Below are 13511 nucleotides of genomic sequence, written 5' to 3'. Positions count from 1 at the left end.
ACTTTTAGTTAACCCTGATGACGCCCTCACTCAATTCGATCATGTCCCGCCTGCACATCAAGCAGCTGCGCTTGTTGATAGCCCTTGATGAACACGGCTCCTTGCTGGGCGCGGCCAAACAGGTTGCGCTGACCCAGCCCGGCGCCAGTAAAGCCCTGCAAGAAATTGAAACGACGTTCGGTACCTCGTTGTTCACCCGCACTAACCGCGGGCTTGAGCCGAACGATGCCGGACGCTCGGTCATTCGTTACGCCCGCTTGATCCAGACCGACCTCGCACACCTGCGCGAAGAGATCATCGGCATCATGAGCGGCGAGGGCGGGCGGGTGTCCGTCGGCACCATCATGGGTGCCGTCCCGTTGCTGACCACCGCGATCAGCCGGGTGATTGCCGACCACCCGAAGCTGTCCATCGAGATCGTCGAAGACACCAGTGCCGCACTGCTCAGCCAACTTGACGCCGGGCGCCTGGACCTTGCGATCTGCCGCACGACCATCAGCACCACGCCCTACTTGTATGAGAGCGCCACCTTCGTCGAAGAAACCCTGGCGGTGATCGCCAGCACTCAGCATCCATTCGCCTATGCCCGGCAGCTGTCGCTGAAGGACCTCGTGGATTACCGCTGGGTCGTCTATCGCGCCAACATGCCGATGCGTTTGCTGCTGGAGCGCGAGTTTCACGAAGCCGACCTGCGTTTCCCGGTGCACCTGCTGGAAACCACGTCGGCGTTTGCCACTTTGTCGCTGCTTCAGGAAAACCCGACCCTCGTCGCGTTGGTGTCGACCGACGTGGCGAAGTTCTGCTCCGGCTACGGCTTCACCACCACGCTGCCGCTGCCCATCACCTCGCGCAGCGAACCGTATGAGCTGGTTTCGCGCAAAGGCGTGCCGGACTCGCCGGCAGCCAGGCTGCTGCGAGAAGCCTTGTTGAATCCCGGATGAACTTGGGGCTGGTTGAAACAGGCGCTTGCGATAGTGCACGGCTTTGGATGCGCGTATTCGTGCGTTTCAGGCAAATTTGATTTGCGGCAGGCGCGGTGTTTGAAATGTATCCGCGCCGCGATACTTCGCGGTGTCCGCCGCACAGCCCCTGTCTGGTGCCGTTCGCAGGATTTATGGTCGATACCGGGTCCTGTGGGAGCGAGCCTGCTCGCGATGGCGTCGGGCCTGACACGCCGCGTTATCGTTCATCGCGAGCAAGCTTTGCTCCTACGGCACTCGCATCACTCGTGAATATCCAGAACAAATGTATTGCCGATGCCGGTCTGTTTCCCCGCAGACGGGCTGCGTACCTTGGGTCCACTGCAACTCACAAGGACCCCCTCATGCTGAATCGATTGGCACTGCCGTTTGCCCTGTTGTTCACCCTCAATGCCGCCCACGCTGCGGATGCCGAGAAATGGTACCCCTCCAAATACGGCGCCAACGATGAAATCGGCGCGCTGAACCTGCTCAACGCCGAGTCGGTGATCAATGCCTCGAAACTGATCAAAACCGGCAAAACCTACCCCTTGGCCGTGCCCATCGACAAAACGTTGCCAGCGTTCCGTCATCGCAGCTTCAACCTGACCAACATCCAGCCGGGCGAAGCCGGTGGCACGACCATGGGCCCGAACAAATTCACCTTCAACGATGAACTGGTCGTGGGCTGGACCGGCGTCGGCACCCAGCTCAACGGCATCGGCCATATCGGTATCGATTACGTCTATTACAACGGCAACCGCGCCGCCGATTTCGTCACCGTGGAAGGGGTGAAAAAACTCGGCCTGGAGAAGGTCCCGCCCATCGTCACCCGCGGTGTGGTGCTGGACATGACCGCCGTGTACGGCACGCCGATCGTGCCGGAGAAAACCGAGTTCAGCGTCGCTGATATCCAGAAGGCCCTGGATCTGCAAGGCATCGCCATCCAGAAAGGCGATGTGGTGCTGTTCAACACCGGTTGGCTGGAGCTGCTGGGCAAGGACAACAAGAAATTCCTCGCCGTGGAGCCGGGCATCGGCATGGAAGCGGCCAAATGGCTGGTGGACAAGCAGATCGTCGCCTTCGGCGGTGATACCTGGGCGTCGGAGATCTACCCGGCCAAAGACGGCCAGGAATTCCCGGTCAACCAATACATGCTGGCCAAAAACGGCATCTACAACCTTGAGTTGATCGACAGCCGGGCACTGGTGAAAGACAAGGCGTGGGAGTTCATGTTTGTCCTCGGCCAGCCGCTGTACACGGGCTCGACCCAGGTCAACATCAACCCGGTCGCCATTCGCTGACAGCCACCGTTCGAAGCCGTAACGCACACTTTGTAGCAGCTGGCGAAGCCTGCGTCCGGCTGCGCAGCAGTCGTGAGATCAGGCAATGCGGTGTGTCAGAAAAAACCGCGTACTCAGGTTTTACGACTGCTTCGCAGCCGAACGCAGGCTTCGCCAGCTGCTACGGTTTTGCGTTACGGATTCGAAGTGTGCGTTGCCGCAGTCATTGTTTACCTCTTGAATCGAGAACACACGGACATGGTTCCTTCCCTTTGCAGCATCGCTGCTCGTTTGCGCCTCAAACAACTGCGTCTGCTGATCGCGCTGGATGATCGCGGCTCGTTGCACAAGGCCGCCGAGAAGATTTCGATTTCCCAGTCCGGCGCCACCAAGGCGTTGGGTGAAGTCGAATCGTTGCTCGGCATGCCGCTGTTCGAACGCCAGCCCAAAGGCCTGGTGGCCAACGAAATGGGTCGTTGCATGATTCGTTATGCGCGGCTGATCTACAGCGATGTCGAGCACCTTCGCGAAGAAATGCTCAGCATCATGCAGGGCCAGGGCGGGCGGCTCTCTGTGGGGGTGATCATGGGGGCGGTGCCGTTGCTGACCCGGGCCCTGACCGAGTTGCGCCTGAAGCAGCCGGAGCTGTCGGTGGAACTGGTGGAAAACACCAGCGCCACGTTGCTCGGGTTGCTGGATCAGGGACGACTGGACCTGGCGATTTGTCGCACCAGCGTCGGCCAGCGTTCGGATGCCTATGACTGCATCGAACTGAGCGAAGAACCCTTGGCTGTGGTCGCCAGCAAGGACCATCCGCTGGCCAGCGCCGAGTCTTTGCAGCTATCGCAGTTGAGCGACTACCGCTGGGTGGTCTATCCCAAGGACATGCCGATGCGTCAGACCCTGGAGCGTGAGCTGAATGAGGCAGGGCTGGGGACTCCCCGGTATCCGCTGGAAACCTCATCGATTTTTGCCACCATTTTATTGGTGCAACAGGATCCGACCTTGTTGGCAGTGATCCCGGTGGAAGTGGCCAGGTTCTGCGAACAACACGATTTGCTGGTGAAACTGCCGGTGTCGATGCGTGCATTGATCGAGCCCTACGGCGTGATCAGCCGGGCCGGCGCCGATCTTTCCCCGGCGGCGACCCTGCTGATCAACGAATTGCAGCAGGACCTGATTACTTGATCACGATCGGATTGACCGGTGCACCCGTGCCGCCAACGACCTTCAACGGCGCGGCGGTATAGAGGAACTGCCACTGGCCGTCTTCAGCGCAATCACTTGCCAGAGCATCAAGCATCGCCACTTCGGTGAAGGTCACGCCGAGGTTGCGCATCAAGGCATTGTGCAGCGGGATCAGCACGCCCGAGGTGGGGTCGACCGCCACTTCGTTGGCCATGGTGTCGGTCACCAGATTGGGGATTTCCATCTGGTGAAACCACTCCACCAACTCGCGGCTGAAGGTCAGGCCCGGCTCGGCGAAATCCTTGTAGAACTCTTCCGGCTCGCGCTCATAGAACGAGCCGATCCAACCCGTGCGGATGATCAGGATGTCGCGCTTCTGGATCTCGACGCCCTGGGCTGTCGCCGCAGCCAACAGGTCCTGGTGATTGAAGGTTTCGCCCTTGTCCAGCACCGCTTTGCCGCGATGGCGAGCCATGTCGATCAGCACCGCACGCCCGACAATCCCGCGTTCGGCAATGGGCAGGATGCTGGCCTTGTCCATGCTGCCGATGGTGCTCATGGCGTCGTAGCCATTCCACAGTTTGTTGTCGTGCCAGACGTGGCCCAGCGCGTCATATTGGGTCGAGCCTTGCAGGTGCATGAAGATCACGTCGTCGGCGTATTCCACATGGCCGTCGAAGTGGCTCTTGCCGGCCAGGAAATGGCCCTTGTCCAACACGTTGACGCGCATTGACGGACGTCGGCCGGGCCACAAGGGTTCGCCTTTGGGGTGGCCGATCTGCACTTGCAGGGTGAAGGTCTTGCCCTGGCGAACCGAGGCGATACCCCGGAGTATTTCTGCGCTTTGCAGGTAATTCAGGGCGCCGACTTCATCGTCGGGTCCCCATTTTCCCCAGTTGGTCGGCAGGCCTTCGAGCAAGGCTTTGATGTCGGGAGAACGGTCGGCGGCGGTGTTATTGGGATTGTGGTCGCACATGAGGGTTTCCTTGGTTTGAGCGGATGCCGACGGACTTGAATCCATGCGCTGTACCTGTGGGAGCGAGCTTGCTCGCGATGGCGGCGGAACAGTCAATATCGATGTTGAATGAACAACCGCTATCGCGAGCAAGCTCGCTCCCACAGGTTTCGCGTTGCCCATCGGAGCTGTGTTGGGATTATTTGATGGGGGAGAAATCCGCAGCGATCAGCAGTTTCGATTCCATCTTTTCCAGCATCGGGAACGCTTTCGGCACGAAGCCTTCGAGCCAGTCCGGGTCTTGATACAGCGCCGCGCGCTTCTTGATCCGGTCATCCAGGCTCTGGTAGGCCCAGATGTGGATGACCTGATTCAGCTCGCCGATTTCGGTGTACCACCAACCTACCAGCGTGGTGTAGCGGGAGATCACCGGCAGGCCGGTTTCCTCGAAGTGCTTGAGGTAGGTCTGCATTTTTCCGATTTGAACCGTGTAGGTGCGCATTTCGTAAAACATGGGCGTCGTCTCTTCAGGAGTGAGTGCCGTGCCAGGCGTTGCTGATGATTCGTTCGATGTCGGCGGCGGTGGTCAGGCGTGGATTGACCAGCACGTTGCCGCTGCGCATCGAGTCGCTGACCATTTGCGGCATGTAGTCCAGGGCCACGCCCAGGTCCTTGATGTTGTCGGGAATGCCGATGGCCTTGTTCAGCGCCACCACGTGTTCCACCACTTTGTGCCCGGCGCGGGCAACGCTCAGGCCATCAACGTTCTCGCCCATGGCCACGGCGATTTCACGAAACAGCTCCGGGCAGGCCGCGAGGTTGTATTCGATGACGTAGGGCAGCAGCGTCGCGTTGGCGATGCCATGGGGAATGTTGAATACGCCGCCGAAGGTGTGGGAGATCGCATGCACGTTGCCCAGTTTCGATTGAGCGAACGCGACGCCGGCGAGGAACGAACCGAGCAGCATCTGTTCCCGGGCGTGCAGGTCGGAGCCGCTGAAAAACGCTTTCGGCAGGTGGGTGCAGATCATCTTGATCGCTTGCAGCGCCAGGGCCTGGCTGACCGGGTTGGCCTGTTTCGACACGTAGGATTCGATGGCGTGGGTCAAGGCGTCCATGCCCGTGGCCGCGGTGATCGACGGCGGCAGTTTGAGGGTCAGTTCGGCGTCGAGAATCGCCAGTTTCGGAAACAGCGCCGGGCTGATGATCACAGTCTTGAACAGGGTTTTGGTGTTGGTGAACACGGTGGAGGCGGTGCATTCGCTGCCGGTGCCGGAGGTGGTCGGAATGGCAAAGATCGGCAGAGGCGGGTGCAGCAGTTTGTCGTAGCCCTCGTAGTCGAGGATGTTGCCGGGGTTGGTGGCCATGGCCGCCACACCTTTGGCGGTGTCGATGCTGCTACCGCCCCCGACGCCGATGACCGAATCGCAGTCGTGGTTCTTCAGGAATGCCACGGCGCGTTCCAGCACGTCGGTGGTGGGGTTGGGTTCGACACCGGAAAACACTTCGTAGTGAATGTCACTCTCGACCAGCGAAGTGAAAAAGCCTTCCATCACACCCGACGCCATCAGCCCTGCGTCGGTGACCACCAGCAGTTTTTTTCGAACGTGCGGCTTGAGCAACGCACCGGCCTGACGCACCAGGCCGTTGCCGCTTTTCAGGGTCGTGGGGAAATAAAACTGGAACGGGTTCATGGGTGTCTCCGGTTCTTATTGGTCTGGAGACAGTAATAAGCGTGGGAGGCGGCTGATAATGAAAAGGTCTGATCCGGCGATCACCCTTTGTCATCCCCTGATGTGTCCTATCGCAGTGGTAACGTAAGGTTTTCGAACCGACTGGAGCATCGTCATGGAATTGGGAATATCGGGCCGCTGGGCCATCGTCTGCGCCGCCAGCAAGGGCCTGGGGCTGGCCTGCGCGCGAGCCTTGGCGAAGGAGGGCGTCAACCTGGTGATCAACGCCCGTGGCAACGAAACCTTGGAGGCTGCAGCCCAAGAGTTGCGCAACCTGGCACCGAGCATCGAAGTGCGCACGGTGGCCGGGGATATCAGCACGCCTGCGGTGCGCGAGCAGGTGTTGGCGGCGTGTCCGCAGGTGGACATCCTGATCAATAACGCTGGCGGTCCGCCGCCAGGTGACTTCCGTGACTGGCAGCGCGAAGACTGGTTGAAAGCGCTGGACGCCAACATGCTCACGCCCATCGAGCTGATCAAGGCCTGCGTCGATGGCATGGCCGAGCGAGGGTTCGGGCGCATCGTCAACGTCACCTCTGGCGCGGTGAAAGCGCCGATCGATGTGCTGGGCCTGTCCAACGGCGCTCGCAGCGGGCTGACCGGTTTCATCGCCGGGCTCGCGCGTCAGTCGCGGCTGGCCGGGCACAACGTCACCATCAACAACCTGCTGCCAGGCCCGTTCGAGACTGAGCGCCTGCACAAAACCCTCAGTGCCGCCGCCGAAGCTAACAGCACCACGCTTGAGAGCATCAGCGAGCAGCGGCGCCAGCACGTGCCGGCCCAGCGTTTCGGCCAGCCCGACGAGTTCGGCGCGTACTGCGCGTTCATTTGCAGCGCCCACGCTGGTTTCCTTACCGGGCAAAACCTGTTGCTGGACGGCGGCAGCTACCCCGGTACGTTCTGATTGATTGGGGGATGACGTTCAGTGATCCCCCAATCAGATCCCCTCATTATTCAGCTGTCGGGTGCGTGATTAGAGTGGAGCCGCTTACCCAATGCCAGGCAGACAAGACGCAATACCTGTGGGAGCGAGCTTGCTCGCGATAGCGGTCTTACATTCAACAGATGAGTTGTCTGCCAGTCAGCTATCGCGAGCAAGCTCGCTCCCACAAGGATTGCGGTGGCTGACAGGCATTGGGCCGCTTGCATCCACAACAATAAAGAGCGCCCCTCATGAACAATCCGAGTGCCGAAACGCTGTCCCTGACCGCCACCGAGCGCCCGACCAGCGTGCGCTGGCGGATCTTCCTCATCATGTTGCTGCTGACCGCGATCAACTACATCGACCGCGCTTCGTTGTCGGTGGCCTTGCCGTTGATTTCCAGTGAGTTCCAGATCCCGCCGGCGCTGGAAGGCTTGATGCTCAGCGCGTTTTTCTGGTCCTACGCATTGATGCAGATTCCTGGCGGCATGCTGCTGGATCGTTTCCAGACCCGTCGTGTCATCGTCATTGCGACCGTCGCCTGGGGCGCCTTTCAGGCCCTGGCCGCCGGCGCGCACAACTGGATCACGCTGCTGATCACCCGCATGGGCCTGGGCATTGCCGAGTCGCCGATCATGCCCGCCGGGGCCAAGCTCAATGGCGCCTGGCTGACACCAAACGAACGCGGACGCGGCGCGGTGCTGGTCGATGGCGGTGCACCGCTGGGCAGTGCCTTCGGCGCGATCATCATTGCCGGCCTGATCGGCTGGTTCGACTCCTGGCGCATCGCCTTCGTGATTGCTGGCGTCGGCACCATGCTCGCGGGTGTGCTGGCCTGGAAATACATCCGCAACCATCCCAGCGAGCACCCAGGGGTGAATGCTGCAGAATTGGCGCACATCACCGAGGGCAATACCAAAGTCAGCCAACCCGGCGCGGTCACCAGCATTCCTCTCAAGGAGCTGCTCAAGGATCGTTCGGTGTTGGCGATGTTCGCCGGTTATTGCTGCATCCTCAGTGTGTTCTACGGTTTGCTGACCTGGATGCCGAGCTACCTGCACCAGACCCACGGCCTGAACATTTCGAGCATGGGCGGGGCGACTTTCCTGATTTTCATGTGCGGTTTCGTCGGCGAGCTGGTTGGCGGTTATCTGGGGGACAAATGGAAATCCAGCGGCGCCTCGCCAAACCTGGTGATGCGCAGCATGTTCAGCGGCTCGGCGCTGGTGGCGGCCCTGTGCATGCTGGCGGTGGCGTATGCGAGCGAGGCCAGCAAAGCGATCGGTTTGCTCTGCGTGGCGATGTTTTTCATTCGCTGGTGCGGCATGTACTGGTGCATTCCGTCGATCCTTGGCGGCACCTCGAAAACCGGCGTGCTGGCCGGCACCATGAACTTCTGCGGGAACATGGCCGGGGTGATCGTGCCGATCCTGATCGGGCTGATCGTGCAGTTCACCGGGTCGTACTTCCTGGTGCTGATCTTCTTCGTGGTCATGGCGATGCTGCTGGCGATATTCTCCAGCCTGATCGATTATCGGGAACGAGGGCTGGCGTGAAAGGAGCGCAGGACAGGTGAGCGTCGATATCGAATGCGTGGTGGTCGGGGCCGGAGTGGTCGGGCTGGCGGTCGCCAGAGCCCTGGCCCGCAGCGGGCGGGAGGTGATCCTGGTCGAGGCGGGTGAGGGCATTGGCGTGGGCATCAGCTCGCGCAATTCGGAAGTGATCCACGCCGGCATTTACTACCCGAGCGGCAGCCTCAAGGCGCAAGTGTGCGTGGAGGGCAAGCAACGCCTTTACGCCTATTGCGATGAGCGCGGCGTCGATTATCGGCGCCTGGGCAAGCTGATTGTGGCCACCGATGACGGTCAGTGCGCGGGCTTGCGGAAGTTGTTGGCGCAGGGCCACAGCAATGGCGTCGATGACCTGCAATGGCTGGACGCCGAACAGGCGCGGCAACTTGAACCGGCAATGTCCTGCGTCGCTGCGCTCTGGTCGCCGTCCACCGGGATCGTCGATTCCCATGCCTTGATGCTGGCGCTTCAGGGGGATGCCGAAGCCAGCGGTACGTCGCTGGTTTTTCATACGCCATTGATGTCAGCCCGTTGCACCGAGCAAGGTTTCGAACTGCAAATGGGCGGCGCGCAACCGACGGCCTTGAGCTGCCGCGAGTTGATCAATTGCGCCGGGCTGTCCGCGCCGGAGGTGGCGAGCCGGATTGACGGCTTGCCGTCGCAGCACGTTCCCGAGGCTCGATTGTGCAAGGGCAGCTATTTCAGTTTCAGCGGCCGGGCGCCATTCCGGCATCTGGTGTATCCGGCCCCGGAAAGTGCGGGGCTGGGCGTGCACATGACGCTGGACCTGGGCGGCCAGGCGCGCTTCGGGCCGGACGTCGAATGGGTCGATCAGGTCGACTATCGTGTGGATCCGCGCCGTGCCGATGGTTTCTATGAAGCGATCCGACGTTACTGGCCGGGATTGCCCGATAACAGCCTGCAACCGGCCTACAGCGGTATCCGCCCAAAAATCACCGGGCCTGCCGAACCGGCGGCCGACTTTGCCATCAGTGGGCCGGCCGAGCATGGTGTGCCGGGGCTGGTGAACCTGTTCGGTATCGAGTCACCGGGCTTGACCAGTTGCCTGGCGCTGGCCGATCGGGTAACGACGATATTAGCCACACCACGACCTATGTAGCAGCTGTCGAGCAACGCGAGGCTGCGTTCGGTGCGGGCCGCGTTCGGACGAAGCCGTCGCTAAACCATACGCTGCGGTGTCTCAGATAAATCGCGTGCACAGGATTCACGACTGCTGCGCAGCCGAACGCAGCCTCGCGTTGCTCGACAGCTGCTACATAGGTCGTGTTACGGCGGAGCTACCGGTAATCAGCGTTTGCGATGCCGCTCGCCGTGAGGTCTATGCTTTGCAGTGCGCCCATCACAATGGGAGACCTGCGATGATTAACGTACGCACTGCCCGCATGCTGGCCGATTACAAGCGCTGGGCCAATCAACGCCTCTTTGACAGCTTGGCTGCACTGCCTCCGGGTGAGGTCAATAAAGAGCGCGTCTCGGTGTTCAAGAACATGATCGGCACCCTAAACCACCTCTACGTAGTGGACTGCATCTGGCAGGCCCACCTCGAAGGCCGAGGGCACGGCTTCAAGACGTCACACGATTTGCTGCACCCCGAACTCGCCGAGTTGCGCCAGGCGCAAAAAGACATCGATCACTGGTACTGCGATTGGAGCGAACGGCAGACCGATGCCTCGCTGGATAAGCCCGTCGAGTTCAGCTTTGTCTCGGGTGAAAGCGGCGTCATGAGCGCCGGGGCGATATTGATGCATGTGGTCAACCACGCCAGTTATCACCGCGGCTGGGTGATCCAGATGTATTTCGAGATCCCGGTCATGCCGCCGGTCACTGACCTGCCGGTCTACCTGCGTGAGACTGACCCCGCGTCCTTCCAACCGATTAGAGCCCCGGCAGCGGCGCCGACATATGTTGCGCAATTCTCGAGCGCAACCAACGTTCTGCCGGATCGTTATCGTTGACGCCGTTCCAGACCATGGACAGTTCCGACAGCACGATGTCAAACGGCGGGTCGTCGGCGCGCAACTGGCTGCTGCCTTCGATCAGCGCGCACGCCGCGTAGTCCGGCACCGTGGCCAGCATATCGGTGCCGGCCAGCAAGGCGCGCAGGCCGGCGAATTGCGGCACCGCCAGCACCACCCGGCGTGAGCGGCCGATACGTGCGAGGTCGTTGTCGATGGCCCCGGTCAAATCCCCGGAAAACGACACCAGCGCATGGGGACGTTCGCAGTAATCATCCAGGGTCAGGGGGCCGGGACGATTGTCGCCGCGCAGGATCTTCACGCTCAGGTCCCGCAGTTTTTTGCGCTTGGCGTTGGCTGGCAGTTCCGTGGTGTAGCTGATGCCGACAGAAATCTCCCCGGTGGAGAGCATCGACGACATCAGCAGGAAATTCACCCGCCGCACCACCACCACAACGTTTTGCGCTTCTTCGCGTATTTGCTTGAGCAGCGGCGGAAACAAGCCGAACTCGGCGTCGTCGGACAGGCCGATGCGAAACACATCGCGGCTGGTGGACGGGTCGAAATCCTTGGCCCGGCTGACCGCGCCGGAGATGGTGTCCATCGCCGGCTGCAATTCCTTGAGAATCGCCAATGCGCGCTGGGTCGGCTCCAGCACCCGACCGTTACGCACCAGCAGCGGGTCGTCGAACAGGTCGCGCAACTTGGCCAACGAGGCACTGACGGCAGGCTGGCCGAGAAACAGCTTCTCTCCGGCCCGGGTCAGGTTCTTTTCGAACATCAGCGTTTCGAAAATCACCAGCAGGTTCATATCGACGCGGCGCAGGTCGTTGCGGTTCATGCGGGGTTCTCGCTGGGTTTTGTGTGCTTCCCACGCGGAGTGGACGATTAGGTGGCCGGGCCCGGTTCGGTCAGCACTTTCCTGAACGTTTCCACCAGCGGTCGCAAATTGACCCGGTGCCACGCGGCCCACAGCGGCGTGGTGAAGGAAATCCATGGCACTTCGCGCAGCACCACGCCGGGTGGTGCGTTGCGGCTCAGGCCTTTCTGGATCATGGCGATGCCCAGCCCCGAGGCCACCAACCCCAATGCGGTAAACGGTTCAGTGGCTTCCATGCGAATGTCCGGGGTGAAACCGGCGCGGATGCAGGCGCTGACGAAGTCGTCGCGGCTGGCGGCGTCCTGGCGGGGTTGCACGCCGATCCATTCCTGATCGGCCAGATCTGCCGGGGTCAGTGTGGTGTGGTTAGCCAACGGATGATGCTCGGGCAGGGCCAGCAGCATCGGATCGTCCAGCACCTGAAAACCCAGCAGGTCCGGGTCGTCGGCGACGGGCGGTTCGCTGACCAGTGCGATATCCAGACTACGCTGACGCAGGCCTTCGAGTTGTTCGGCGGAATTGAGGTTGTACAGCGCGACGTGCACGTTCGGCCGGTCCACCCGCAGTACCCGCAAGGCATTGGGCAGGACGCCGGCGTGCATGGCGTTTTCGATGTAGCCGATGCACAAACCGCCTTCTTCGCCACGACCGAGGCGCTTGCCCAGGGATTCCAGGCGATTGGCGTGGGTCAGCAGGGCACGGGTTTCAGCCAGGAAAGTCTGGCCATCGCGGGTCAGGCGAATGCGTTGCTGGCTGCGTTCGAACAGGGTCAGCCCCAGGCGTTCTTCGAGCTGGGCGATCTGCCGGCTCAGGGGCGACTGGGAAATGTGCAGGCGTTCGGCGGCGCGACCGACGTGTTCTTCTTCGGCGACGGCGACGAAGTAGCGCAATTGGCGGATGTCGATCATGTCAGACCTCTGGGGACTCAAGTGCTGCACATTATGTCTTGGACGGTCCGATCATCGCAATCTAGGATCTGCTCAACGGTCACCTCTGCTGACCCCTGACACTCAAGAGGAAAAACCCATGAGCTTGAAAGACAAACTACCTGGCGCCCTCGGTTTCGGCACCGCCCCATTGGGCAACATGTTCCGCGCCATTCCTGAAGACGAGGCGCTCGCCACCGTCCACGCCGCCTGGGATGCCGGTGTGCGTTACTTCGACACCGCTCCGTTTTATGGCTCGGGCCTGTCGGAAATACGCCTGGGCACCGCGCTGGCCCAGTACAACCGCGACGACTACGTACTCAGCAGCAAAGTCGGCCGAGTGATTCTCGATGAAGTCGAAGACGCCGCAGCCCGTGATTTGGGCGAAAAAAGTGGAGTATTCGAACACGGTCGCCCGAACAAGATCGTCAACGATTACAGCGCCGACGCCACGCTGCGCTCCATCGAAGACAGCCTCAAGCGCCTGCAAACCGATCGGCTGGACATCGTTTGGGTGCATGACATCGCCCAGGACTTCTACGGCGATCAATGGCTGGAATACTTCAACCAGGCCCGCACCGGCGCCTTCAAGGTACTGACCCGCTTGCGCGAAGAAGGCGTGATCAAGGGCTGGGGGCTGGGCGTGAACAAGGTTGAGCCGTGCGAGCTGACCCTGGATTTGACCGAAGCCCAGCCGGACGGTTTTCTGCTGGCCGGTCGCTACACGCTGCTCGATCACGATCGTGCCTTGCAACGTTTGATGGACGCCGCGCTGGCGCAGAACGTCGAGATTGTGGTCGGTGGTCCTTATAGCTCGGGCATTCTGGCCGGTGGCACACACTTCGAGTACCAGAAAGCCAGCCCGGCGATCATCAATAAAGTCGAGCAGATCAAGCGAATTGCGGCCGCCCATGGTGTCGACATCAAGGCAGCGGCGTTACAGTTTTCGTTGGCTAACCCGGCCGTGGCGGCGGTGATTCCAGGCTCCAGCCGTCCCGATCGGATTGCTGAAGACGTTGCCGCGATGTCGGCGGTCATTCCCGCTGCGTTCTGGCAGGCGATGCGCGAGGCGAAACTGGTGTCCGAACGCGCGCCATTGCCGATCATTGGAGGTTGAG

13 protein-coding genes are annotated in these 13511 nt (G+C 61.1%); 8 read left to right on the top strand and 5 right to left on the bottom strand.

All coding sequences use genetic code 11. From position 1 onward, the window contains the following. Window positions 1-17 precede the first annotated feature (17 nt). From AC3WP4_RS01755 to AC3WP4_RS01745, 3 genes are all read left to right on the top strand, one after another. Complete coding sequence (locus AC3WP4_RS01755) at window positions 18-941, top strand: LysR family transcriptional regulator (RefSeq protein ID WP_102614198.1); 924 nt, start codon at window positions 18-20, stop codon at window positions 939-941. A 383-nt stretch (window positions 942-1324) separates the two neighbouring features. Next, window positions 1325-2263: a cyclase family protein gene (locus AC3WP4_RS01750; protein ID WP_102614199.1), complete on the top strand. Its 939-nt coding sequence runs from the start codon at window positions 1325-1327 to the stop codon at window positions 2261-2263. A 237-nt stretch (window positions 2264-2500) separates the two neighbouring features. After that, window positions 2501-3430: a LysR family transcriptional regulator gene (locus tag AC3WP4_RS01745; protein WP_074877896.1), complete on the top strand. Its 930-nt coding sequence runs from the start codon at window positions 2501-2503 to the stop codon at window positions 3428-3430. Here the strand turns inward: AC3WP4_RS01745 and AC3WP4_RS01740 are convergent. The 3 genes from AC3WP4_RS01740 to AC3WP4_RS01730 all read right to left on the bottom strand — a co-directional run bounded on the left by AC3WP4_RS01740 (window position 3423) and on the right by AC3WP4_RS01730 (window position 6079). Beyond that, window positions 3423-4406 carry a cyclase family protein gene (locus AC3WP4_RS01740; protein ID WP_102614200.1) on the bottom strand — a complete coding sequence of 328 codons (984 nt, stop codon included), beginning with the start codon at window positions 4404-4406 and terminating at the stop codon, window positions 3423-3425. The genes AC3WP4_RS01745 and AC3WP4_RS01740 overlap by 8 nt on opposite strands. 178 nt (window positions 4407-4584) lie before the next feature. Continuing rightward, on the bottom strand, window positions 4585-4899 hold the full coding sequence (locus AC3WP4_RS01735) for an NIPSNAP family protein (protein ID WP_102614202.1): 315 nt from the start codon (window positions 4897-4899) through the stop codon (window positions 4585-4587). 13 nt (window positions 4900-4912) lie between these two features. Next, a complete protein-coding gene (locus AC3WP4_RS01730) occupies window positions 4913-6079 on the bottom strand; it encodes an iron-containing alcohol dehydrogenase (protein ID WP_102614203.1) in 1167 nt (388 codons plus the stop codon). 154 nt (window positions 6080-6233) lie between these two features. On the opposite strand from AC3WP4_RS01730, the gene AC3WP4_RS01725 reads away from it, so the two are divergent. From AC3WP4_RS01725 to AC3WP4_RS01710, 4 genes are all read left to right on the top strand, one after another. After that, a complete protein-coding gene (locus AC3WP4_RS01725; RefSeq protein ID WP_102614204.1) occupies window positions 6234-7022 on the top strand; it encodes an SDR family oxidoreductase in 789 nt (262 codons plus the stop codon). A 269-nt stretch (window positions 7023-7291) separates the two neighbouring features. Next, complete coding sequence (locus AC3WP4_RS01720) at window positions 7292-8596, top strand: MFS transporter (protein WP_102614206.1); 1305 nt, start codon at window positions 7292-7294, stop codon at window positions 8594-8596. 16 nt (window positions 8597-8612) lie between these two features. Further along, the gene (locus AC3WP4_RS01715) at window positions 8613-9731 is read left to right on the top strand and encodes an NAD(P)/FAD-dependent oxidoreductase (protein ID WP_102614207.1); all 1119 of its coding nucleotides are present in this window, start codon (window positions 8613-8615) and stop codon (window positions 9729-9731) included. Window positions 9732-9990: 259 nt separating this feature from the next. Continuing rightward, entirely contained in the window at window positions 9991-10587 is a 597-nt protein-coding gene (locus AC3WP4_RS01710; RefSeq protein WP_074877879.1) for a DinB family protein, read from the top strand. Here AC3WP4_RS01710 and AC3WP4_RS01705 read toward each other — a convergent pair. Together AC3WP4_RS01705 and AC3WP4_RS01700 are read right to left on the bottom strand one after the other, a co-directional pair. After that, window positions 10508-11428, bottom strand: coding sequence for a LysR substrate-binding domain-containing protein (locus tag AC3WP4_RS01705; RefSeq protein ID WP_074877877.1), 921 nt, complete (start codon window positions 11426-11428; stop codon window positions 10508-10510). The genes AC3WP4_RS01710 and AC3WP4_RS01705 overlap by 80 nt on opposite strands. Window positions 11429-11475: 47 nt before the next feature. Next, complete coding sequence (locus AC3WP4_RS01700) at window positions 11476-12375, bottom strand: LysR substrate-binding domain-containing protein (protein ID WP_102614208.1); 900 nt, start codon at window positions 12373-12375, stop codon at window positions 11476-11478. A gap of 118 nt (window positions 12376-12493) precedes the next feature. Here AC3WP4_RS01700 and AC3WP4_RS01695 point away from each other — a divergent pair, with 118 nt between their 5' ends. Further along, on the top strand, window positions 12494-13510 hold the full coding sequence (locus AC3WP4_RS01695) for an aldo/keto reductase (RefSeq protein ID WP_074877873.1): 1017 nt from the start codon (window positions 12494-12496) through the stop codon (window positions 13508-13510). Window position 13511 lies beyond the last annotated feature (1 nt).

The sequence above is a fragment of the Pseudomonas sp. FW305-20 genome, from assembly GCF_058788075.1.
This window is presented reverse-complemented; position numbering and strand designations above follow the sequence as displayed.

Coding starts and splice junctions, on each gene's coding strand:
- AC3WP4_RS01755 (WP_102614198.1), top strand. CDS start 18: ATGACGCCCTCACTCAATTCGATCATGTCCCGCCTGCACATCAAGCAG.
- AC3WP4_RS01750 (WP_102614199.1), top strand. CDS start 1,325: ATGCTGAATCGATTGGCACTGCCGTTTGCCCTGTTGTTCACCCTCAAT.
- AC3WP4_RS01745 (WP_074877896.1), top strand. CDS start 2,501: ATGGTTCCTTCCCTTTGCAGCATCGCTGCTCGTTTGCGCCTCAAACAA.
- AC3WP4_RS01740 (WP_102614200.1), bottom strand. CDS start 4,406: ATGTGCGACCACAATCCCAATAACACCGCCGCCGACCGTTCTCCCGAC.
- AC3WP4_RS01735 (WP_102614202.1), bottom strand. CDS start 4,899: ATGTTTTACGAAATGCGCACCTACACGGTTCAAATCGGAAAAATGCAG.
- AC3WP4_RS01730 (WP_102614203.1), bottom strand. CDS start 6,079: ATGAACCCGTTCCAGTTTTATTTCCCCACGACCCTGAAAAGCGGCAAC.
- AC3WP4_RS01725 (WP_102614204.1), top strand. CDS start 6,234: ATGGAATTGGGAATATCGGGCCGCTGGGCCATCGTCTGCGCCGCCAGC.
- AC3WP4_RS01720 (WP_102614206.1), top strand. CDS start 7,292: ATGAACAATCCGAGTGCCGAAACGCTGTCCCTGACCGCCACCGAGCGC.
- AC3WP4_RS01710 (WP_074877879.1), top strand. CDS start 9,991: ATGATTAACGTACGCACTGCCCGCATGCTGGCCGATTACAAGCGCTGG.
- AC3WP4_RS01705 (WP_074877877.1), bottom strand. CDS start 11,428: ATGAACCGCAACGACCTGCGCCGCGTCGATATGAACCTGCTGGTGATT.
- AC3WP4_RS01700 (WP_102614208.1), bottom strand. CDS start 12,375: ATGATCGACATCCGCCAATTGCGCTACTTCGTCGCCGTCGCCGAAGAA.
- AC3WP4_RS01695 (WP_074877873.1), top strand. CDS start 12,494: ATGAGCTTGAAAGACAAACTACCTGGCGCCCTCGGTTTCGGCACCGCC.